16 protein-coding genes and 1 tRNA gene are annotated in these 22,907 nt (G+C 60.0%); 11 read left to right on the top strand and 6 right to left on the bottom strand.

Annotation, left to right across the window (positions count from 1 at the left end):
* Positions 1–2: 2 nt before the first annotated feature.
* Complete coding sequence (locus AC5I5B_RS18825) at positions 3–2,408, bottom strand: circularly permuted type 2 ATP-grasp protein (protein ID WP_080864706.1); 2,406 nt, start codon at positions 2,406–2,408, stop codon at positions 3–5.
* 1 nt (position 2,409) lies between these two features.
* On the bottom strand, positions 2,410–5,736 hold the full coding sequence (locus AC5I5B_RS18820) for a transglutaminase family protein (protein WP_111834221.1): 3,327 nt from the start codon (positions 5,734–5,736) through the stop codon (positions 2,410–2,412).
* 293 nt (positions 5,737–6,029) lie between these two features.
* On the opposite strand from AC5I5B_RS18820, the gene AC5I5B_RS18815 reads away from it, so the two are divergent.
* Positions 6,030–7,838, top strand: coding sequence for an ABC transporter ATP-binding protein/permease (locus AC5I5B_RS18815; protein ID WP_111834220.1), 1,809 nt, complete (start codon positions 6,030–6,032; stop codon positions 7,836–7,838).
* A gap of 31 nt (positions 7,839–7,869) precedes the next feature.
* Here the strand turns inward: AC5I5B_RS18815 and AC5I5B_RS18810 are convergent, their stop codons facing one another.
* Positions 7,870–8,064: a hypothetical protein gene (locus tag AC5I5B_RS18810; RefSeq protein ID WP_035212966.1), complete on the bottom strand. Its 195-nt coding sequence runs from the start codon at positions 8,062–8,064 to the stop codon at positions 7,870–7,872.
* A gap of 173 nt (positions 8,065–8,237) precedes the next feature.
* On the opposite strand from AC5I5B_RS18810, the gene AC5I5B_RS18805 reads away from it, so the two are divergent.
* The 4 genes from AC5I5B_RS18805 to AC5I5B_RS18790 all read left to right on the top strand — a co-directional run bounded on the left by AC5I5B_RS18805 (position 8,238) and on the right by AC5I5B_RS18790 (position 13,026).
* Positions 8,238–8,627, top strand: a complete 390-nt coding sequence (locus tag AC5I5B_RS18805; protein WP_003506036.1) for an acyl-CoA thioesterase — start codon at positions 8,238–8,240, stop codon at positions 8,625–8,627.
* Positions 8,628–8,796: 169 nt separating this feature from the next.
* A complete protein-coding gene (locus tag AC5I5B_RS18800; RefSeq protein WP_111834219.1) occupies positions 8,797–11,040 on the top strand; it encodes a polysaccharide deacetylase family protein in 2,244 nt (747 codons plus the stop codon).
* A 233-nt stretch (positions 11,041–11,273) separates the two neighbouring features.
* Entirely contained in the window at positions 11,274–12,314 is a 1,041-nt protein-coding gene (locus tag AC5I5B_RS18795; protein WP_111834247.1) for a four-carbon acid sugar kinase family protein, read from the top strand.
* 4 nt (positions 12,315–12,318) lie between these two features.
* The gene (locus AC5I5B_RS18790) at positions 12,319–13,026 is read left to right on the top strand and encodes a FadR/GntR family transcriptional regulator (RefSeq protein ID WP_003506041.1); all 708 of its coding nucleotides are present in this window, start codon (positions 12,319–12,321) and stop codon (positions 13,024–13,026) included.
* Between the two features lie 40 nt (positions 13,027–13,066).
* Here the strand turns inward: AC5I5B_RS18790 and AC5I5B_RS18785 are convergent, their stop codons facing one another.
* Genes AC5I5B_RS18785 through AC5I5B_RS18775 form a run of 3 tightly spaced genes read right to left on the bottom strand, consistent with a single transcriptional unit; the run spans position 13,067 to position 16,340 of the window.
* On the bottom strand, positions 13,067–14,194 hold the full coding sequence (locus AC5I5B_RS18785) for an iron-containing alcohol dehydrogenase (protein WP_060723106.1): 1,128 nt from the start codon (positions 14,192–14,194) through the stop codon (positions 13,067–13,069).
* On the bottom strand, positions 14,191–15,147 hold the full coding sequence (pdxA, locus tag AC5I5B_RS18780) for a 4-hydroxythreonine-4-phosphate dehydrogenase PdxA (protein WP_111834218.1): 957 nt from the start codon (positions 15,145–15,147) through the stop codon (positions 14,191–14,193). Before pdxA ends, AC5I5B_RS18785 begins: the two co-directional genes overlap by 4 nt.
* Complete coding sequence (locus AC5I5B_RS18775) at positions 15,144–16,340, bottom strand: sialidase family protein (RefSeq protein WP_111834217.1); 1,197 nt, start codon at positions 16,338–16,340, stop codon at positions 15,144–15,146. The genes pdxA and AC5I5B_RS18775 overlap by 4 nt, the downstream gene beginning before the upstream one ends.
* Positions 16,341–16,661: 321 nt before the next feature.
* Between AC5I5B_RS18775 and AC5I5B_RS18770 the strand changes: the two genes are divergently transcribed.
* The 6 genes from AC5I5B_RS18770 (at position 16,662) to AC5I5B_RS18745 (ending at position 22,901) form a co-directional block, all read left to right on the top strand.
* Positions 16,662–18,170 carry an ABC transporter substrate-binding protein gene (locus AC5I5B_RS18770; RefSeq protein WP_111834216.1) on the top strand — a complete coding sequence of 503 codons (1,509 nt, stop codon included), beginning with the start codon at positions 16,662–16,664 and terminating at the stop codon, positions 18,168–18,170.
* 76 nt (positions 18,171–18,246) lie between these two features.
* Positions 18,247–19,161: an ABC transporter permease gene (locus tag AC5I5B_RS18765; protein WP_003506052.1), complete on the top strand. Its 915-nt coding sequence runs from the start codon at positions 18,247–18,249 to the stop codon at positions 19,159–19,161.
* A 15-nt stretch (positions 19,162–19,176) separates the two neighbouring features.
* The gene (locus tag AC5I5B_RS18760) at positions 19,177–20,100 is read left to right on the top strand and encodes an ABC transporter permease (protein WP_003506054.1); all 924 of its coding nucleotides are present in this window, start codon (positions 19,177–19,179) and stop codon (positions 20,098–20,100) included.
* Positions 20,093–21,736 carry an ABC transporter ATP-binding protein gene (locus AC5I5B_RS18755; RefSeq protein ID WP_111834215.1) on the top strand — a complete coding sequence of 548 codons (1,644 nt, stop codon included), beginning with the start codon at positions 20,093–20,095 and terminating at the stop codon, positions 21,734–21,736. Before AC5I5B_RS18760 ends, AC5I5B_RS18755 begins: the two co-directional genes overlap by 8 nt.
* The gene (locus AC5I5B_RS18750; protein WP_087746121.1) at positions 21,733–22,614 is read left to right on the top strand and encodes a dihydrodipicolinate synthase family protein; all 882 of its coding nucleotides are present in this window, start codon (positions 21,733–21,735) and stop codon (positions 22,612–22,614) included. Before AC5I5B_RS18755 ends, AC5I5B_RS18750 begins: the two co-directional genes overlap by 4 nt.
* A 197-nt stretch (positions 22,615–22,811) precedes the next feature.
* Positions 22,812–22,901 (top strand) — tRNA-Ser (locus AC5I5B_RS18745).
* The last annotated feature ends 6 nt before the right edge of the window (positions 22,902–22,907 follow it).

Raw genomic sequence — 22,907 nt, 5'->3', positions numbered from 1 at the left:
GATTATCCGAGATAGGTTCGGGCAAGAACATCGGAGAGATGTTCCATATCGGTTTCGAGCTGACGATAGATCGCGCCGTTCATGTTTTCAGGCGTCATGACCGCCAGCCCGGAATGCAGGCGCATCGCCTCGCGGTAGAAGGGCGACATCTGGCCATTGACGAAGGCGTTCGGAAGCTGCTCCACCTCGGTGCGGATCTCGTTCAGCTGGAACAGGATCGAACGGGGATTGAGCGGGTCGAGCGCCAGAAGATCGGTCACGGTCAGGCCGGCCGTGCTGACATTGTAGCGGCGGCGATGGGTCATGACGCTGTCACCGATTTCGAGCAGCATGTCATAGGAACCGTCAGGCGCATCCGGGCCGGTCATATGGCCGAGAAGACGTGTCATATGCAGGCCACGTTCGAGATAACGGCCGATCGACAGGAAACGCCAGCCGGTAAAGCGATACATGTTTTCGTGCACGAGACCGGCAAAGCCCGCAAGTTTGCGCAAGAGGATCGTCATGGCATGGGTGGCATCATCGCCGGGGGCCACTTTCGCGTGGAAGCGGCGGGCAGTCTTGGCAAGATCGTTCAGCGCCAGCCATCCGTCAGGCGAAAAGCGGTCGCGGATATTGCTGGCGGAATAAAGCGCGCTGTTGATGTTGTTCAACAGGCTTTCCGGCACGGCGTCGTTCATCTCCACGTCCAGCGCTTCGAGATAATGCGTCACATGGGCGAGCAGCGGCTGGCGTGGATCAGCGGATTCGGCATAACGTCCATGCCAGGCGCGCAGGATGCGCAAGGCGCCTTCCGAACGCTCGATATAGCGGCCAAGCCAGAAGAGATTGTCGGCCGCACGGCTCGGCAGGCTTCCGGGCATGTTGCGGGTGAAGCTCTCCTCTGCGGGCAAAAGGGTGGTGCGTTCCACCGGCTTGTCGCTGACGATCCAGACATCCGCCGCACTCCCGCCAGATTGCATGGCGATTGCGGAAACGTCGTCGCCGCTTCCAATCCGTGCGAAGCCACCCGGCATGATCTGCCAGCCATCCTGGGTGCGGGCGGCAAAAACGCGTAGGCTCATTGGGCGCGGCACGAGCTTGTTGTCGATATAGGCCGGGGTGGTTGAAAGCTTCACCACTTCCTGACCCACCAGCCTGTGGCCGTCGGAGGCAAGCCAGTCGCTGATCGATTCCTTTGCCGTTTCACGCAGCGAAGAGCCGAGTACGGATTGGCCGTTATCGTCAAAGAAAGGCATCCGCGAATAGGCCGGGCCGATGACCATGCCTTCAATATTGCCGGCAACATGGCGACGCTCGGCTTCCTGCCCGCACCACCATGTGGCGATGGAGGGCAGCTTCAGTTCTTCACCGAGAATGTGGCGGCAGATGCGCGGCATGAAGGCGAGCAGCGCCCGCGTTTCGAGAATGCCGCTGCCAAGCGCGTTGACGATGGTCAGCGCTTCATTGCGCAGCGCCTGCACCATGCCCGGCGTGCCGATATGGGATTGCTGGTTGAGTTCCAGCGGATCGGAATAGGAAGCATCCAGACGCCGCCAGAGAACACCGACGGGTTTGAGCCCGGCCACGGTTCTGACCATGACGCGGCCGTTGACGACGGTGAGGTCCTCGCCCTCCAGCAGCATGAAGCCGAGATAACGGGCGATATAGGCGTGTTCGAAATAGGTCTCGTTGGCGGGGCCGGGCGTCAGCACCGCGATGCGGTCGTCAGGGTGTTTCCGGTGCGCCTGCAGCGTATCGCGGAAAGCGCCGAAAAACGACGCCAGACGGTGCACATGGGTTTCCGCGTAGATGTCGGACAGTGCGCGGGTGGTCGCCACCCGGTTTTCAAGCGCGAAACCCGCACCGGAAGGCGCCTGCGTCCGGTCGGCCAGCACCCACCAGTTTCCATCGGGGCCGCGGCCGATTTCAAACGAGCAGAAATGCAGATAATGGCCGCTTGCCGGTTTTACGCCGACCATGGGCCGCAGATATTCCGGATTGGAAGCGATCAGTGCCGGCGGCACGTAACCTTCCTTCACCAACCGGTTTTCGCCGTAGAAATCGGCGACCATGGCTTCCAGAAGATCGGCGCGTTGTTTCAGCCCTTCGGAAAGGACGGCCCATTCCCTGTCGTCGATCAGCACGGGAATATGGGAGATCGGCCAGTTTCTTTCGCTGCTGCCCTTGCCGTAATCGCGGTAGAACACGCCGGCATCGCGCAGATAACGGTCTGTGCGGGCAAAACGCTCGTGCAGTTCCCGTTCAGACATGCGCGACAGGGCATCGAGCAGGTTTTTCCAGACCGGCCTCACCTTGCCGTTGGTATCGAGCATTTCGTCAGCGACGCCCGGCAAGGGGGAATATTCAAGCCCGCGCGGTTGCGCGCTCGTTTCCGTTTTGCGTTCCGTTGCCGGGGCTTTGGACAATTTACACTCCGTAAGGCCGACGCAGATCGAGCGTCAGCGGAAATTCTGGCGACACGGTTTCCGCCTGTAGCGGATATTGCCCTGCCGTATGCCCCCATGGTTCGAAACGGGCGAGGCGGCGTGCCTCGGCCTCATTGCCGTTGACGGGAAAGGTCTCGTAATTGCGCCCGCCCGGATGAGCAACATGGTAGATGCATCCGCCGATCGATCGCCTCGACCATGTATCATAAATGTCAAAGGTCAAGGGTGAATTGACGGGCAGAACGGGATGCAGGCCGGAGGCGGGCTGCCATGCCTTGAAGCGGACGCCGGCCACCGCAACGCTGCGGTTTTCCGTCGGCGTCAGCGGAACGGCGCGGCCGTTGCACGCCACGGTGTAGCGGGCGGGATTGGAGGTCTCCAGCCGCACCTGCAGGCGCTCGACGGAGCTGTCGACAAAACGCACGGTGCCGCCAATGGCGCCCTGTTCGCCCATCACATGCCAGGGTTCCAGCGCCTGGCGCAGTTCCAGCTTCGCGCCCTCATATTCCACCTCGCCGAAGAAGGGGAAACGGAACTCCTGCTGGGCGGTGAACCATTCCGGTTTCACGTCGAAGCCGTTTTCCCTGAGATCGGCGAGCACATCCAGAAAATCCGCCCAGATATGATGCGGCAGCATGAAACGATCGGCGAGCGCTGTGCCCCAGCGCACGAATTTGCCGGCGACCGGGTTTTTCCAGAAGCGGGCAATGAGGGCACGCACCAGCAATTGCTGGGCAAGCGACATGCGTGCGTTCGGCGGCATTTCAAAGCCGCGGAATTCCACAAGGCCGAGGCGGCCGGTCGGCCCGTCAGGCGAAAACAGCTTGTCGATGCAGATTTCGGCGCGGTGAGTATTGCCCGTCACGTCTGTCAGCAGGTTGCGGAACAGGCGGTCGACCAGCCACGGCAGCGGCGGCACGCCCTCGCCGGGTGCGGGCACCTGCGCAATCGCGATTTCCAGCTCGTAGAGACTGTCATGGCGCGCCTCGTCGATGCGCGGTGCCTGGCTTGTCGGGCCGATGAACAGGCCGGAAAAGAGGTAGGAGAGCGACGGATGTCGCTGCCAGTGCAGGACGAGACTCTTCAGAAGGTCAGGACGGCGCAGGAAAGGGCTGTCATTGGGGTTAGCGCCGCCCACGACCACATGGTTGCCACCGCCGGTGCCGGTGTGGCGGCCGTCGATCATGAATTTGTCGGCGCCGAGACGCGACTGGCGCGCTTCTTCATAAACGGCGGTGGTGATATCGACACAGTCCTTCCAGCCCGCGGCGGGGTGGATGTTGACTTCGATGACACCGGGATCGGGCGCGACGCGGATGACATTGATACGCTCGTCATGGGGCGGCGCATAACCTTCGATATGGACGGGTAAGCCAAGATTGGCTGCTGCCGCTTCCGCAGCGGCGATCAGTTCCAGATAATCCTCGATGCGCTCGACGGGTGGCATGAAGACGCACAGCCGGCCATCGCGCGGCTCGACGGACAGGGCAGTGCGCACCGCGCCGCCGATTTCGCCGAGCGTCTGCTCTATGCGCTCCTGTCCCGCCCCCTCGCTCGCCTGGAAGGAAGCCTCAGGCATGGCGCGGCCCGATGGTGTCAGGACATCGGGAAGCGGACCTCTCGGGATCGAAGGGTCGGCCTCATGAATATAGGGATAGGCGGATGGCGGCACATGAGGCAGGGTGCCGAGCGGCAGGCGGTAACCCACCGGGCTGTCACCGGGAACGAGGAATATTTTACCGCGTCGCGTTTTCCATTTTTCGCTGATCCAGCGCTTGCCGGCGGCGCGTGCATTCCACGCCTGAACGGGAAGAATATAGCCGGTCGGTGTCGTCAGTCCCCGCTCGAAGACGCGGGCAATGCGGTTTCGCTCTTCCGGGTCTTTCAGTCTGGAATTGGACGGGTCGACATTGTCGGGAAGGCTGCCTTCCTTGATGATCCATTCGGCCGGATCCTCATAGGCCGGCAGCACCAGCTCCGGCTCGATGCCGAGGTGGCTGGCTATGCCGTCCAGCAGTTTCTGCGCATCCTCCGCCCTGACGCCCGTATTGGCGCCCTCTTCGGCGATCAGCGCCGGGTTCTGCCAGATCGGCAGGCCGTCCTTTCGCCAATAGAGCGAGAAGGTCCAGCGGGGCAGACTTTCGCCCGGATACCATTTTCCCTGTCCGTAATGCAAAAAGCCGCCCGGTGCGAAACGCTCACGCAGGCGGCGGATCAGGGCGTCGGCCTTTTCACGCTTTGTCGGCCCGACCGCGCCGGTGTTCCACTCTTCGGATTCGAAATCGTCGATGGAAACAAAGGTCGGCTCGCCGCCCATCGTCAGCCGGACATCATGGCTATTCAGAACCTCGTCGACCTCCTGGCCGAGCGCATTGAGTTCCTCCCAGCTTTCATCCGAAAAAGGTTTGGTGATGCGCGGCGTTTCGGCAACCCGGCGGACCTGCATGTCGAAGGCGAATTCCGTGTTGGCATGGCCGTAATAGCCGCCGGAAATCGGTGCGGCATTGCGATAATGTGGCGTTGCCGCCAGCGGAATATGGCTTTCGCCGGTCAGAAGACCTGAGGTGGGGTCGAGGCCGATCCAGCCTGCGCCGGGCATATAGACTTCCGCCCAGGCGTGAAGATCGGTGAAATCCACCTCGGTGCCGGATGGGCCGTCCAGCGCCTTGAGGTCTGGCGTCAGCTGGATGAGGTATCCCGACACGAAGCGGGCGGCGAGGCCAAGGTGCCTCAGAACCTGCACGAGCAGCCAGCTGGTATCGCGGCACGACCCCTTGCCGGAGGCAAGCGTTTCCTCAGGCGTCTGCACGCCTGGTTCCATGCGGATGACGTAGCCGATCTCCTGTTGCAGGCGGGCATTGAGGCCAACGACCATGTCCACAGTCGGTTGCCCCGGTGTGCGGTCGACGGTGGCCATGAAGGCGGCGAGCAGCGGGCCGGTCGGTTCCGGCTTCATGTAGATGGAGAGATCGTCACGCAATTCCTGCGGATAATCGAAGGGCCACTTTGTCGCTTCTTCCTCCACGAAGAAATCAAACGGATTGTAAACCGTCATATCGGCGACAAGATCGACCTCGATCTTAAACTCCGTGGCCGGTTCGGGAAAAACGAAACGGGCGAGGTAATTGCCGTAGGGGTCCTGCTGAAGGTTCACGAAGTGATTGGAGGGTGAAACCTTGAGCGAATGGCTGATGACGCGGGTTCTGGAGTGCGAGGCGGGCTTTAGTCTTATGATCTGTGGTCCAAGGCGAACCGGGTTGTCGTATTTATAATGCGTCAGATGATAAATGCTCGCTTTGATCGCCATTAATCTGCCTTGCCCGGTTTTTCCGGTTTATGCGGTTTGTCCGCCCCTCTGAAATTATTCGGATTTTGTGCAATGCAGGAAAAGAAAGCAAGGATCATTTCCGGGGGCAATCGCATTGTTGGTTGAGACCACGATGTTTGCCCGAACGAAGAATTGCCCGGGCTTTTCAATCACCGTCGCGGAGATTTCGCCGGGATTGTGGACAAGGTTAAACAGCATGTTATTGCTTGGCATCGCAAGGCGCAGAATCGCGATCCGCTTTCTTTGCCGACTGACGTTTCGGAATGGAATGAATGGCAACAACCGTGACCGACGATCAGCGCAAGAGCGCGGCTAATCTTTCGGGTTTCGATCTCGATTTTCCCGCCCAGCTGCGGATGATGGGGCGCGCCTTCTGGACATCGCCGGTGCGCACCCGGCTGATATTGCTGTCGATCGCGCTGCTCACGGTGATATTGCTTACCGCCTATGGGCAGATCAGGCTCAATGAATGGAATGCGCCGTTTTACAATGCCCTGGAACGGCGCGATCTTGATGCATTCATTCATCAGCTCGAGGTCTTCGCCATCATCGCGGGACTGCTGCTGCTGCTCAACGTCATCCAGACCTGGCTGAACCAGATGACGGCGCTGAACATGCGCGAAGGTCTTGCCAAGGATATGGTGGATCAATGGCTGAAACCGGGTCGCGCCGCCCGTCTTGCAGGTTTCGGCACGATCGCCATCAACCCCGACCAGCGCCTGCATGACGATGTCCGCAACCTTGCGGAAAGCAGTACGGCGCTTTCTATCGGTCTCGTGAACGCGACGATCCTGCTCGTCAGCTTTATCGGCGTCCTCTGGTCGCTCTCGGCCGGTTTTACCATCACCATCAGCGGCGATACCTATGCTATCCCCGGCTATATGGTCTGGGCGGCGATCTTTTATGCCGGTTCCGCCTCGCTTCTCAGCAATCTCGTCGGTTATCGGCTGGTCGGGCTGAATGCCGAACGTTATTCCAAAGAAGCGGAACTGCGTTTTTCATTGATGCGGGCGAGCGAAAATCTTGCCGCCATTGCCCTTGCGCGCGGTGAGAAGAACGAAAGGCGTCGGATCGGTATCGATATTGACGCGGTGCTCGGCGTCATCCGGGGCCTTGCCATGGCGCTGACGCATCTCACATGGGTCTCGGCAGGGTATGGCTGGCTGGCGGTGGTGGCGCCGATCCTGATCGCGGCGCCGGTTTATTTTTCCGGCAACCTCACCTTCGGTGGGCTGATGATGGCCGTCGGCGCCTTCAACCAGGTCAATACGGCGCTGCGCTGGTATATCGACAATTTCGGCCCTATCGCCAGCTGGAAGGCGACATTGCAGCGCGTTTCCGTCTTCCGGAATGCCCTTATCCAGATGGACAGCGTTGAACAGCACGGCCTGACGATTGATCTGCAACGCAGCGCGGAGAATGAGAGGGTTCGTTTGCAGTCGGTCACGATCTGCCGTGATGCGGGCGGACAGGATATGGAGCGTGGGTTCAGGTTGCGCGAGGCCGAGATCGAGGTCGGGCCGGGCGGACGGCTGATGATAAACGGCGAGCAGGGCGTGAACAGGCGGCTGCTGTTTGCGGCCATGGCGGGGCTCTGGCCCTGGGGGCAGGGCAGGATCGAGATGCCCGAACAATCCGACACGCTTTTCATCGCCCAGCACGGCTATCTGCCGTCGGGTTCACTGCGCGAAATCCTCGCCTATCCGCGCGCGCCGCACCGGTTTACGGATGCGGATTATCTCGCGGTGCTCACCGCATGCGGGCTTGGAGAAATGGCCTCGCGTCTCGATGAGAATATCCGTTGGGACAAGAAACTCGATTCGGATGAGCAGGCCAGCATCCGTGTTGCCAATGCCCTGCTTTTGAAGCCGAAATTCCTCGTGATCGACGATTTGCTGGAAGGGCTGGAAAAACAGACGCAGGATACGCTGGCGGAGGTTTTGAACGGGATCGGCGGCGCGGCGATCATCTATATCGGCCGGTCGGAAACATTCCTGTCGATCCTAACGCCTCAAGTGGCCCATCTCGACCACACCTTTCCGAAGGAAAATACTTCCAGGCCCGATAGTGCTCCGCAGTAGATCGTCGGGCCCTGAGCCTGATGGGAGCGGATCAGAGCCGCAAATGCCAGCTGTCTGAAGCGAGCCGTTGCTGTTTGACGAGGCTTATCGCGGATTCCGGCTCCACCTGTGAGCGCAGGGCAAGTGTGCCTGTTGCCAGGCTGATGGCCACGACGCTTGCGACCGCCAGGACGATACGGTCGTAGCGCTGCTGTATTGTGTTGTTTCCACTCCAGTCATAGGCCATTCGCACGCCCTCGCGTTTTTTGGAATCGTGCCCCATCATGGTTAACCGAAGCTTACGATGGCCCTGTGATTCCTTGCTGTTTTGGAAGGGCTGCCGCGAAAAATCGGCTATTGGCGGATAGGGCGCCGTTGTTTAAGTCCGGCAGCGGGAGGTTTGTGAAAGGATTTTGAGACATGGACCAGCAACCGCCCGCCGACATGGAACTCACGCTCAGAACGCTTGCAATGCCCGCCGACGCCAACCCGGCCGGTGATATTTTCGGCGGCTGGGTCATGTCGCAGATGGACCTTGCCGCTTTCGTTCGCGCCAATGATGTGGCCGGCGGCCGCACCGTCACCGTGGCAGTCAATGAGATCGTCTTCAAGAAGCCGGTCAAGATCGGCGATACATTGTGCGTCTATACCAGGATCGAAAAGATCGGCCGCACCTCCGTCACGCTCAAGATCGAAGCCTGGACCCGCAGGCATTATCAGGATTCACGCGAAAAGGTGACGGAGGCCGTCTTCATCATGGTCGCGGTGGATGACAATGGTGAGCCGCGCCCCGTCCGCAAAGAGGCTTGAAGGTCGCCGTCTTTTCAAAGCAACGACAAAGCGCCTGCCAAAGGAATAAAGAGCACAGGCGCTTTGGCCTTCCGCGCCATTCGATATCTCTCCGCTCAATACTTTCGAAATATCGAATTTATTTATCAATTTTTGCGATCAAGATATGGAATAGGACGGGGATCAGGCTTTGACCATTCCAGGTGTTGTTATTGTCGGCGGCGCTCACGGCACGCTTGCCCTTGCGCGCAGCCTCGGCGTCCTGAATGTGCCCGTCTATTATCTCACCCACGATTCCCCCTTGCCGGGCTGGTCGCGCTTCGTGCGGGAAACAATTCGCTGGGCTGGCCCGCATGATGCCGGGGCGATCGCGTTCCTGCGTCAAATGGCCGAGAAGCACGGTTTGAAGGGCTGTCTGCTGGTGCCGTCCGGCGATGGTGAGGTCCAGCTCATTTCGCAGCACCGTGAGGAGCTTTCCGCTCTTTACAAAATCGTTCTGCCGGATTGGGCGGCTCTGCAATGGCTGTGTGAAAAACCGCTGCTTTACAAGCGTGCGGCGGAGCTTGGTGTCAGCATTCCCCGGACCTATGCATTGACATCGGACGCCGACATCGATGCGCTGGATGTGATGTTTCCCGTCATTCTCAAGCCCAACATGGGGGGCGGTGATACCACGATTGCCCGGGCGAAAGTGATCCGGGCGGATGATCGCCAGGCGCTGAAGACTGCTTTCGCCGATGCGAGTGGAGAGATCGGCGCTGGCAACGTCGTTGTGCAGGAACTCATTCCCGGCGGCGGAGAAAGTCAGTTTTCCTACGCGGCACTGTGGCTCAATGGAGAGCCGATGGCCGAATTCACGGCTCGGCGCGCCCGGCAATATCCCGTCGATTTCGGTTATACCAGCACCCGTGTCGAGGTTGTCGATAATGGGCAAGCGATCGATGCGGCTCGAAAAATGCTGAAATCCGCAGGCCATAGCGGGCTTGTCGAGGTCGAGTTCAAGCTCGACGGCCGGGATGGCGAGTTGAAACTTCTCGATGTCAATCCGCGCCCATGGTCGTGGTTCGGCCTCTGTTCGGCCGCGGGCGTCGATCTTGGTGCTTTGCTGTGGCGGGTCGCGAATGACGAGCAGACTGGCCAGCCCGTCAGCGCGCGGCAGGGCGTTTCCTGGTCTTATCTTGTCCGCGATACCGTTGCGGCTTTCACTCTGGCCCGGAGGGGTGAGACGAGGATTGGAGACTATTTCGCCTCTTTGGGCAAAATCCGCAGCTGGGCCTCTTTTGCGCTGAACGATCCCTTGCCGGGCCTGATCGATCTGCCATTGACGGTCTTGCGGGTCATAAAAAAACGCATCCTTCCCGGTCTGGCGTCAGGGCAATCGAAAACGGGATTTTTACCGCCGCTCAAACGCCTCGGAAAATATGGGGCCATAAGGGCGGGGCTGGAAGTGAGTTCTTTCCCGCCTGTCCGGTCGGCGTTTCCGTCCTTGGCGGGGCGTGGTGTGATTTTTACACTTCACCATGTGCGCCCGGGCAGGGCTGTTTCGGCCTTTGCACCGAACGTTCAATTGTCAGTTACGCCGCAATTTCTGGAAGAGGCGATACAGGCCGCGCTCGAATGTGGCCTCGTTCCGGTCCATCTGCACGATCTGCCGGCTCTGCTTGCCGATAACCACGAAGGTCGGTCGTTCTGCGCCTTCACGCTTGATGATGGCTATCGCAACAATGCCGATCATGCAGCGCCGATCTTCCGCAAATATGCCGTGCCTTACACGATTTTCATCACGCCGGGTTTTGTCGAGCGAACACGCAGCCTTTGGTGGGAAACCGCCGCTGCCCTGACGCAGAAGGCCGCGTCTTTCGAATTCGATTTCGGGGCGGGGCCGGAGCAGGTGGCATGCGCCAACCCTTCGCAGAAAGCGGAGGCATTCACGCGGCTTGAAGATTTCGTCCAGAACTTTTCGGAAGACGAGGCGGTGGAAAGAATTGACCGTGCGGCGAGGCAACATGGCGTCGATCCCATCGCGATCGTGGACGAACTCGTCATGGATACGGATGAGCTCAGGACGCTGTCGGAAGATCCTCTGGTTCATTTTGGTGCCCATACCATGACGCATGTGAATATGCGCAAGGTCGATGCGGCGCGCCTGGCTTATGAGATCGCAGAATCGGCACGTCGGGTGGAAGCCTATATCGGCCATCGGCCACGGTCCTTTTCCTATCCCTATGGCTGGGTAAGGGCGGTGGGAGAACGCGAAGCGAAAGCTGTTCAAGACGCGGGATTTTCCGCGGCCGTGACCACGCAGGCCGGCGTTATTGGTCCCCACAGCCTCGAAAAGCCGACGCAGCTGCCACGGGTATCGCTGAACGGACGCTTTCAGAAAAAACGTTTTGTCAAAGCGCTCATCTCGGGCCTGCCCTTCCGGTTCATCTAGCAACCTCGGCGGTTTGTCATCTTTGCCCCGTCCAGCCATGTGTGGCTGCGGTCCGCATTTGACATCCCCTGCCACTATTTCCGAATTCTGCCGTCGCTCTGCGGGTCTCTTCGCAGCCGTTTGGTCAATTCGAAATAGCGTGTTACAATTTTTGTTATTCACATCCCATTATCTATTGATTATAAATCAATTTATCGACGTAAAACATTACAACTTTTATGAAGGCTTCGTTCGTGCTGCTGATTTTTGCCGATGATCTGACCGGAGCGCTCGACGCCGCCGCCCCCTTTGCCGGGCGCGGGCTGGCGACCGAGGTTGCGATCGGGCTTGACGGTGTGCGTGCAGCGCTTGCGGATGCGCCTGCCGTCCTCAGCGTTAATCTCGGCTGTCGTGATGGCAAGGCGGATGAAGCCCGCCGCCGCACGCAGGAACTGTTGGCGCTGGTTCCGGCCGGTACAATTTTGTTCAAGAAGATCGATTCCCGCCTGAAGGGGCATATTGCAGCGGAAATGGATGCGATTTCCTATCGCCACGCGCTTGTCGCGCCCGCCATTCCGGACTTTGACCGTGTCGTTGTTGACGGAGCTGTTTCCGGCTTTGGCGTCGAAATTGCCATTCCTGTTTATGACAGACTGGGCGGACACGCCGGCCGCTGCACGGTACCCGATACGCGATCGAAGGGCGATATCAGGGAAGCTCTCGCCGCCGCGCAGGCGGAGGGGGCCGATCTTCTGGTCGGCGCGCGTGGGCTTGCCGAGGCGCTGGCTGAGGCGATGACGGGCCAGACTGTCCCTGAGGCGGCGGCCGTTCCAGCCGGCAAGGGGCTTTTTGTCATCGGGTCCCGCGATCCGATCACGGTGGAGCAGATTGACGTACTTGGGAGTGTTGGGCCTGTCTCGATCGTTGAGGCGCCGAATGGTGTCGTGCCCAGTCATGCAGATGGGGGTGCCGGCCTGACGCTGGTTCAAGCAACGCAGGGTGCGGAAAATCTGTCGCCGCTTGCGGTTTCAGACCGGCTGGCGGAAGGCGTCGTGCCGCATTTTACCGCCAGGGCGGCAAGACTGCTGTTATCGGGTGGAGCCACGGCCGAAGCCGTGCTGCGGGCCATGGGCATTTCGCGCTTGCGTCTTGCCGGCGAATGCCTGCCGGGTCTCGGCGTCGGCTGGTCCGGAGACCAATGCATCATTGCGAAGTCCGGCGGTTTTGGGCAAGCTGACACGCTGAAACGGATCGCGAAAATGATGCTTGGCGACAATGACGCTGGAGAGAGCTGACCAGATGGGGCTGATGAAAGAAACGGCGCGCAAGGCACTTCCGGACATTATTTTCGAGAGAATGCACCGGGCGATCAAATCCGGCGCCTACAAGCCGGATGAGCGGCTGCCGACCGAACACGAACTCGCCATGGAATTCGAAGTATCGCGGCCGGTGGTGCGTGAAGCACTCCGGCGGCTGCGCGAGCAGGGTTTCATCTATTCCCGCAGAGGCTCCGGCAGCTATGTCAGGGCCTTTGGTCTGCGTGAACCGCTCGGCTTCGGGCAGCTCGAAAACGTTGCTGATCTTCTCAACTGTTACGAATTCAGGCTGACGCTGGAGCCGGCGGCGGCCGCAGCAGCGGCATTGCGGCACGATGGCGAAAGGCTTGCGGCGATCAGGAAGGCGCTCGAACTGATGCGGGACGCGACCAATCGCCAGTCTCACCGCGAGGATGCCGATTATCAGTTCCACCTTGCCATCGCGCGGGCGGCGCGAAACAGTTATTTCTCCACCGCGATGGAAGCGCTGAAAGACCATATTGCAGTGGGAATGAAGTTCCACGGCATGTCGGTGAAGCGGGAGGCATCCGGTCTGACGCGTGTTTTTGCCGAGCATGAGGCAATCGCTAAGGCGATCGCCGATGGGGATGCAGAGGCGGCACGCCAGCTTATGCTCCAGCACCTGACCGGATCGCGCGACCGCCTGTTTGAGTCTTCGCATACGGATTAAGCGGAAGGCCGATGCGCGTGTCCGCGTACCGGATTTTTGCTCAGAAGGCGTGGCGGTAAATCCCGAGCACGTCTTCGACGCTCATATCGACGGGGTTATTGTCCATCAGCCGGCGGATGGCGTGCGCATCCTCAGCGTAGCGGGGAAGATCGGCTTCAGTCGCGCCGTGCCGTGCGAGCGACATTTCGATGCCGAGCCCGGCACAGAAATCCGTCGCCGCCTTGCGCAGATCATCAGGCGAAAGGTGTTCGCGGAGCCCGAGCGCTCCCGCTACTTCTGCGGTTTTCGCCGAAACCGCAGGCTGGTTGAAGGCCAGAACATGCGGGAAGACGATGGCGTTCGCCAGCCCGTGCGGCAGGTTGAGAAGCGTGCCGAGCGGATAGGCAATGGCGTGACCGGCCGCCGTATTGACCGGGCCGAGACAGATGCCGCCATAATAGGAAGCGAGCATCATGCCTTCTCGCGCTTCGGTATCCGCGCCATCGCGGACGGCGCGCGCCAGATATTTGCCCACCAGCGCAAAGCCCATGCGGGCGAAACCGTCGATCATCGGATGGGCCTTGCGGTTGGTGAAGGCTTCAACGCAATGGGCCATGGCATCCACCCCCGTTGCCGCCGTAACGGCTGAAGGCACGGAATAGGTGAGTTCCGGATCGAGTACGGCGAAATCCGCAATCAGATAAGGGCTTTCGACCGCGATCTTGTTGCCTTTGACGGGATCTGTGATGAGCGAACGGATGCCAGCCTCCGAACCGGTGCCGGCGGTGGTGGCGATCTGCACCAACCGCGTGTCGCGCCCGACAACCCTGTTCGGCCCCGCCACATCCTCAAGCGTCTGACCGGAATTCCAGAGCGCCGCGACCAGTTTTGCCACATCCATCACCGAACCGCCGCCGAGGCCGATGACCAGATCCGGTTTGGCGGCGCGGGCCGCGGCAAGGGCGGCATCGAGCGTTGTGGTGTCCGGCTCGCCGGGAATGGCATCGAATATGGTGAAAGGACCTTGCAATTGCAGCCGGTCGGCAAATTTCGCCGTCAGCGGTGTGGCGATAATAAGGGTCGAGGTGGTTTTTCCCGCCCAGGCGCCGACCTGTGAAATGGTGCCTGCGCCAACGGCGAGCCGGCGTGGCTGGTGGATGAGAATGGGAGCTGTAGACATGGTACTCATCCCTTCGGTTCTTTGCCCGCCACGAGCTTGCGCGCATAGGCAATGGCCGCATTCATGTTGCCGTGATTGGCGATGCCTTTGCCGGCGATATCGAAAGCCGTGCCGTGATCGACGGAGGTGCGGTCTATCGGCAGATCGACGGAAACGTTGACGGCGGTATCGAAAGCAACAAGCTTGATCGGGATATGGCCCTGATCGTGATATTGGGCGACGACAAGATCGAAAGCGCCGGAATAAGCCCGGTGGAATACGGTGTCGGCGGAAATAGGCCCCTGCACCTCGATGCCTTCGGCGCGGGCGGCGGCGACCGCCGGTGCGATCTGGTCGTCATCCTCAGTGCCGAACAGCCCGTTTTCACCACAATGCGGATTGATGCCGGCAACCGCGATGCGCGGCCGCTCGTAACCGATGCGCTTCAGATGCGCGTTGCCGGCGCGGATGGTCGCCAGTACCCGCTCCGTCGTTGCCCGGCGAATGGCCTCCTGCAGGGAAACATGGGTCGAGACGTGAATGACTTTCAGCCGTTCCGAGGCGAGGAGCATATAGGCGGCCGAGGAACCGGTGAGGCTGCGCAACATGCCGGTGTGCCCATCATAATGGTGGCCGGCGAGATTCAAGGCTTCCTTGTTGATCGGCGCGGTGACGATGCAGCCGATTGCGCCCGCTTCGGCATCGCGAACCGCCTTTTCGATGAAACGGAAAGCGGCGTCTCCAGCCACCGGCGACAATGTACCCCAGGGCAGCGGCGCGCCTTCCACGGGCAGGTCGACGACATGCTGAGAGAGATCGATATCAACGCCAAGCGCATCCCGCGCCGCTTCCAGCGTGGCGAGATTTCCGTAAATCCGCGTCGCCGCGCGATCCGGCGCGGACATGTCCGCCAGCGACCGCACCGTGATTTCTGGGCCGACGCCGCAGGGGTCGCCCATGGTGATGCCAATGATATTGCTCATCTTTGTCTCCCGTCGTTCTCGTCAGCCCAGCCGGGCGCCAGCCGGACATATTTGATTGCGCGGCGATGATAGGTGTAGCTCGCATGCAGCGTACCGTCCGGCGCTTCCAGAAGCCATGGATAGGACATTTCCTGATTGCGGCCATCCGTCGAATCGTTCGACAGGCAGGTGCCCGGCCCGTCTTCGATCAGAATCCGGGTGGCAAAACTGCGCCCGTCATCATTGGAGAGGCAGATCGAAACCGGCGCGCGCGGCACGCCCCAGACCGGCACACAGCCACCGCTCGGATCGGCATCCGGCCTGTCGTCTTCCTCTCCCAGCTCGTCATAAAGCGAGGCGCGGCGATCGCTCGACTGCGCGGCGTTGATGGGGTTGCAGATCATTGCCAGCCTGCCATCGCCGAGCCTGATCACGGCAATGGAGGAATTATTGTTTGGCACATCGGTCGGCTGCGGCTTTGACCATGAGCGGCCGCCATCGGCGCTTTCCGTGCGGTAAACGAAATCGGCCTGACGACGGCGGAAGAAGGCGGCGTAGTGGCCATTCGTCACCGCGACCGGGCTCATATGCACGCAGCCGGTCGATTTCTGTAATTCCTGCAATTGCCAAGTCGCGCCATTGTCTGTGGATATGCCGAGCGCCGCCGTATCGTGGCTGCCGTTCCATTTCTGGCCGGGACGCTGGACGCAGCGGAAGATCGGCAGCAGCCAAGCGCCGTCATCGCGGATGCGCAGCGGCGCGCGGATGAAGCAGCCCTGCGGGAGATCGAGAAACCGTCCTTCCTCGGAGACGAGCTTTTCCGGTGCTGTCGGGTCGCGTGTGACCCGCGCCATGCGAATGCGGCACTCATCTTGGTTGCCGGAGGGCTGGGCTGTGTGAAACAGCCAGAGAACGCCATCCGGCGCGGTGAAGAGAACCGGGTTCTGTTCGGAGTGGGCGGGGTCATGGCTCAGGCGCTGCGGCGGCCCCCAGCGGGTTGAACCATGTGTCAGCACGGATGCGAAGATCGAAATATCCGATTTTCCCTCCAATGTGCCGCCAAACCAGACGCAGATCAGGGTGCCGTCATCCAGAAGGTGCAGGAAGCTCGCATGGTTCTGGATCATGGGTGATGGCAGGAATGCTTCCTGCCGGTTTTCCGACACGGCATGCATGGCTCCGGTCATGGCGTGAGCGATGTCATCAGGGGTCATCGTGGTCTCCTCTTGTCCTGATGAAAATGGCATATTCAAAAAGTTGTCAAGTTTATTTGATGGAAAAAAAGGATCTAATATTTTTGATTTTCTGAATTAAATATTTGTTTTTAAATAATAAAATTAATAGATTTGGCTTGAATAAAAATTGCATTCGAAAAATAATTTGACAAAAAATGCGATAACGTCGATGCTCTGCTTACGGGTGGAGGAGACGATCATCCGCACGCCATGCTCCTCAATGCAGGAGATGGGGCTTTTAGAACGTCCCTTGCGGTGCGCCGCCATGTTGCTGAATTTCTGATCTGGGAGGAGAACGGAATGAAGAAGTCATTGATTGCGGGCGCCCTTGTCTTGGGTTCCCTCAGTGCCGCGGTTTCGCCGGCGCTTGCGGCATCGGGGCCGATCAAGATCGTGCTGGCGGAAGAAGCTGATCTGCTTGAGCCCTGCATGGCGACCCGCTCCAATATCGGCCGCATCATCATGGAAAATGTCAGCGAGACGCTGACCGAGCTCGATGTGCGCGGCAAGAAGGGTGTTCAGCCGCGCCTTGCCGAGAAGTGGGAGCAGAATGCCGATGGCAGCTGGCGTTTCCACCTGCGTGAAGGCGTGAAGTTTTCCGACGGCACGGCATTCGATGCCAAGGACGTCAAGCACAGCTTCGAACGCATCATGAGCGACAAGAACGCCTGCGAGTCCCGCCGATATTTCGGTGGCATGACCGTGACCCCGTCGATCGTCGACGACCACACGATCGACTTCAAGACCGAACCGGCACAGCCCATTCTGCCGTTGTTGATGTCGCTCGTCACCATCGTTCCCGAAGAAACCAAGATGGAATTCATTCGCGAACCTGTGGGCACCGGGCCCTACAAGCTGACCAACTGGACGCCGGGCCAGCAGATCGTTCTCACCGCGCGCGACGATTATTGGGGCTCCAAGCCGCAGGTGACGGAAGCGACCTATCTTTTCCGCGCCGATCCTTCGGTTCGCGCCGCCATGGTGCAAACCGGCGAAGCCGATCTTTCGCCTTCCATTTCCCAGCTCGACGCCACCAATGCAAAGACCGACTTTTCCTATCTCGACAGCGAGACGGTCTATATGCGTCTCGATCACAATATAGCGCCGCTGAACGATGTGCGGGTGCGCCGCGCGCTCAACCTTGCCATCGACCGGCAGGCCTTCCTCGGTACACTGGTTCCGGAAGGTGCCGTGCTGGCCACCGCGCTCGTTCCGCCGACCACGCTTGGCTGGAACCCTGACGTCAAGGTCTTCCCTTATGACCCCGATGGCGCAAAGAAGCTGCTCGAGGAAGCCAAGGCTGCCGGCGTTAAGGTGGATACGCCGATCACCATCATCGCGCGCACGGCGAATTTCCCTAATGTCACCGAGATCATGGAAGCAATCCAGCAGCAATTGCAGGAAGTCGGCTTCAAGATAGACCTGAAATTCGTGGAAGTGGCAGAGCACGAAAGCTATTATTCCAAGCCCTTCAAGGAAGGCCGCGGTCCGCAGATTGTCGCCGCCATGCACGACAATTCAAAGGGCGACCCGTCCTTCACCATGTTCTTCAAATATGCCACCAAGGGCACGCAGTCTGGCTTCTCGGACAAGAAGGTGGATGATCTGATCGAACGTGCATCCGCAGCCGTGGGTGACGAACGCGCCAAGCTCTGGTCGGAACTCATCGCTTATCTGCACGACGACGTGGTGGCTGATGTGCTGCTGTTCCACATGGTCGGCTTCTCCCGCGTCTCGGAACGGCTGGACTTCAAGCCCACCATTGCAACGAACTCGATGCTGCAGCTTTCGGAAATTGGCATCAAATAAGACCCCGCGTCTTGTCAATTGAGAAGCGGCGGCGCAGCGAAAGCTACGCTGCCGCATTGAAAAACCGGAGGCAACCATGCTGAGCTTCATCCGAAAACGTTCCGTTGCGAGCCTGATCTCCCTGATCGGCCTCATCGTTATGGTTTTCTTCCTGTCCCGCCTGACGGGGGACCCGGCCGCGCTGTTTCTGCCGGTGGAGGCTTCGGAGGAGTTGAAGCAGCAGTTTCGGGCGCTGCACGGGCTGAATGATCCGCTGATGGTGCAGTTTCTGCGTTATGCGGGCGATGTGATGACGGGGGATCTGGGAGAATCGCTCAGAAAAGCCCGCCCGGCACTGGATGTTGTGCTGGAGGCTTTCGTCTGGACGCTGTGGCTTGCGGTCATCACCATGTCGCTGGTCACAACCGCCGCAATCGTCGTGGGTTCGCTTGCGGCTTTCCGCTCCGGCGGCTTTTTCGACCGCATGGCCTCAAGCATCTCGCTCATCGGTGCATCCGTGCCGGATTTCTGGCTGGCGATCGTTGCCATCGTCGTCTTCTCCGTTAATCTTGCCTGGCTGCCCACGTCAGGCACGGGCTCCGTGCTGCACTGGATATTGCCGATCGCGGTCCTGTTCGTGCGCCCCTTCGGTATTATCGTGCAGGTGGTGCGCGGCTCGATGATCGGCGCTTTGTCCTCGGCCTATGTCAAAACGGCGCGCGCCAAGGGCGTGAAGTCGGGTCCGATCATTTTCATCCATGCCTTGCGAAACGCCATGCTGCCGGTCATCACCGTCATTGGCGACCAGGCGGCAAGCCTTCTCAACGGTGCGGTCATCGTCGAAACCATCTTCGGCTTTCCCGGTGTCGGCAAGCTGATGATCGATTCCATTCTTCAACGCGATTTCAACGTCGTTTTGGCCGCCATTCTCGTGACCGCGCTGGCGATCTTCCTGATGAATCTTCTGATCGATATCGCCTATGCGCTCCTCGATCCGCGTATCCGGCACTGAGGAGGCCCTTCAGCCATGAGCCTTTCCAACGCCGACACCGAGATCATAGCCGAACCCTCCTTCGCAACGCGCATGCTGCGCATGTTGTGGGCGGATAAATTCGCGCTCTGTGCCGCGGTCTTCCTTATCATCGTCGTTATCCTCGCTTTTGTCGGCCCGGCATGGCTCGGTGATCTCGCGACGAAACAGAACCTGCGCGGACGCAATCTCGCCCCGTTCGACTGGCAGCGCGAGTGGTATTTCTGGCTGGGGGCGGATGCGCTCGGCCGTTCGCTTCTCGCGCGCATCGTCGCCGCCACGCAAAATACGATGATGATTGCGGCCGGCGCAGTGCTTCTTTCCGCCATAACCGGCACCGTGCTCGGCCTGATTGCCGGTTTTTCCTCAAACCGTGTCGGCCAGATCATCATGCGGCTCGCGGATGTGATCATGTCGTTCCCGTCGCTCTTGATCGCGGTCATCGTGCTTTATCTGCTCGGCTCCTCCATCCTCAATCTGATGCTGGTTCTCGCCATCACCCGCATTCCCGTTTACATCCGCACCACAAGGGCCGAGGTGCTGGAGGTGCGCGAACGCATGTTCGTGCAGGCAGCGCGCGTGATGGGCGCATCCGGCAAACGCATTCTGTTCCGCCACATCCTGCCCGTCGTGCTGCCAACACTGACGACGCTCGCAACGCTGGATTTCGCCTATGTGATGCTGGCGGAAAGTGCTCTCTCCTTCCTCGGAATTGGCATTCAGCCGCCGGAAATCACCTGGGGCCTGATGATTTCGCAGGGGCGGCAATATCTCACCAATGCCTGGTGGCTGTCGTTCTGGCCGGGGCTCGCCATCATCCTCACCACCCTGTCGCTCAACCTGCTTTCCAACTGGCTGCGTATCGCGCTTGATCCCGTGCAGCGCTGGCGGCTGGAAATGAAAGGCCGCAAGCATGGCTGACCATCTTCTCGACGTGCGCAACCTTTCCGTGGAGTTCCACACCGCAAGCGGTATCGTCCATGCGGTGAAGGATGTCTCCTACCATATCGACCGCGGCGAAACGCTGGCTATCCTCGGCGAAAGCGGTTCGGGCAAGTCGGTATCATCGTCAGCCATCATGAACCTCATCGACATGCCGCCCGGGCATATCAGCAGCGGCCAGATACTGCTCGACGGTCAGGACCTTCTGACAATGCCGGTTGAAGCGCGCCGCGAGATTAACGGCCGGCGTATCGCCATGATCTTTCAGGACCCGCTCAGCCATCTCAATCCCGTCTATACCGTCGGCTGGCAGATCCGCGAGGCGATGACCACCCATGGCATGGACAAGGCAAAGGCCGAAGCGGAGGCGAGGCGGCTGGTCGCGCGCGTCGGCATTCCCGATCCCGACCGGGCGCTCAAGAAATATCCGCACGAATTTTCCGGCGGCCAGCGCCAGCGCGTGATGATCGCCATGGCGCTGGCGCTCCGGCCCGATCTCCTGATCGCCGACGAACCGACCACGGCGCTCGATGTGACCGTGCAGGCTGAAGTGCTTTCCCTGCTCAAGGAGTTGCAGCGGGAAACCGGCATGGCTGTGCTCATCATCACCCACGATCTCGGTGTCGTCGCCGAAATCGCCGACCGGGTGGTGGTGATGGAAAAGGGCGTTCTGGTTGAGGCCGGCACGGTTCGTGAGGTCTATCGTAATCCGCAGCACCCCTATACCCGCAAGCTCATCAGCGCCGCACCCGGCAGAGGCGAAATGCACGAGCCGCAGGCGGCGGGCGAAGCGCTGCTCAGCGTGCGCGACGTGCGCAAGCGTTACGGCGCCTTCGAGGCGCTGAAGGGTGTTTCCTTCGATCTCATGGCCGGGGAAACCATTGCCGTTGTCGGCGAAAGCGGCTCCGGCAAATCGACGCTCGCGCGCATTCTCCTTCGGCTCGACGAGCCGGATGCGGGCAGCGCCTCGTGGAAAGGTCGCGATCTCTTCAAGCTTTCGCCTGCGGAACTCTTTGCGCTCCGGCGTGATCTGCAGATGGTGTTTCAGGACCCCACCCAGTCGCTCAATCCCCGAATGACGGTGTTCCAGCTTATTTCCGAAGCCTGGGTCATCCATCCCGATATATTGCCCAAAGCGAAATGGCGCGAACGGGTCGCGGAATTGCTGCATCAGGTCGGCCTTTCGCCGGAACATATGCGCCGCTATCCGCATCAGTTCTCCGGCGGCCAGCGGCAGAGGATTGCCATTGCCCGTGCGCTGGCGCTGGAGCCGAAGCTCATCATCTGCGACGAGGCGGTCTCGGCGCTCGACGTTTCGGTTCAGGCGCAGGTTATTGCGCTTCTGGACAAGCTTCGCCGCGAGATGGGCCTTTCTTTCATCTTCATCGCTCATGACCTGCCCGTGGTCCGGGATTTTGCCGATCACGTCATGGTCATGCAGCGGGGAGAGGTGGTGGAGTTCGGCACGGTTCGGCAGGTTTTCGAGGCGCCGCGCGAGGCCTATACGCGTGCGCTCCTTTCGGCCAGCCTCGATCCGGACCCCGATATGCAGTCCACGCATCGACCGGCCGATGCCGGCCACACTATTGGAAATCCAAGCGGAGTTCTTTCATGACCAAACAAGCCTTCGTCGCGCTCGTCACCTGTTTCAACGAAGACGAAACCATCAATTACGAGGCGACACGCGCGCAGGTGCGCCGCCAGGTGGCGGCCGGCAACAACATCATGTGCGCCGGTACCAATGGCGATTTCACCGCGCTGACGCATGAGGAGAAGATCCGGCTGACCGAAGAGGTGGTGGACGAAGTAGCAGGCCGCGCCCGGGTTATTGTCAATGCCGGCATGCCCGCCACTTACGAAACCCTGCAGCTCGCCGAGGCCTTCGACCGCATCGGCGTCGACGGTATCGCCGTCATCACACCCTTCTTCATCGCCTGTACGCAGGACGGGCTGATCCGCCATTTTTCGACGGTGGCCGACGCCGTTGAAACGCCGATCTATCTCTACGACATTCCCGCCCGAACCCAAAACCACATAGAGCCGGAAACCGCCCGCAAACTCGCGGCCCATGGCAATATCGCCGGTATCAAGGATTCCGGCGGTGCACAGCAGACGCTGGAGGCCTATCTTCAGGTGGCAAAGGAGATGCCCGGTTTCGAGGTCTATTCCGGCCCGGACCACCTCGTTCTCTGGTCGTTGCAGAACGGTGCCGCAGGCTGCATTTCCGGCCTCGGCAACGCATTGCCGGATGTGCTCGCCGGCATTCTCAGTGCTTTCAACGCCGGTGACATCGCTGAGGCCGAACGCCAGCAGGCAATCTACGCGGACTTCCGCACTGATCTCTACGCACTCGGTTTCGCACCGGCCATGGTCAAACGCTCGCTTTATCTTCAGGACTCTTCTGTCGGTGCCAGCCGCCAACCGGCCCTTCTGCCGGATAAAGAGCAGGATGACAGAATCGTGGAAATCTTGCGGCGTTATCAACGGCTCTAACGCCGCTGCCGAATATGACGCGCACCGTCGCGGTTCGTGCGCGTCACGTCAAAATATCCGCCAAAAACAGCCAGAAGCCGAAGCATTTCCCCAGCCTCATCCATGACGAATAATTTGTGACACAAACACGAAATTTCCCTTGTCAGTCACGCCATTGATGTTTAAGAGGAGCGCGCAACGCAAGCGTTCGCGCATGCGGAGAGGTGGCAGAGTGGTCGAATGCACCGCACTCGAAATGCGGCATACCTGCAAGGGTATCGTGGGTTCGAATCCCACCCTCTCCGCCATAAATC

It is taken from the genome of Agrobacterium sp., assembly GCF_059499945.1.
The sequence above is the reverse complement of the archived record's forward strand: the minus strand, read 5'-3'. Positions and strand labels throughout refer to the sequence as shown.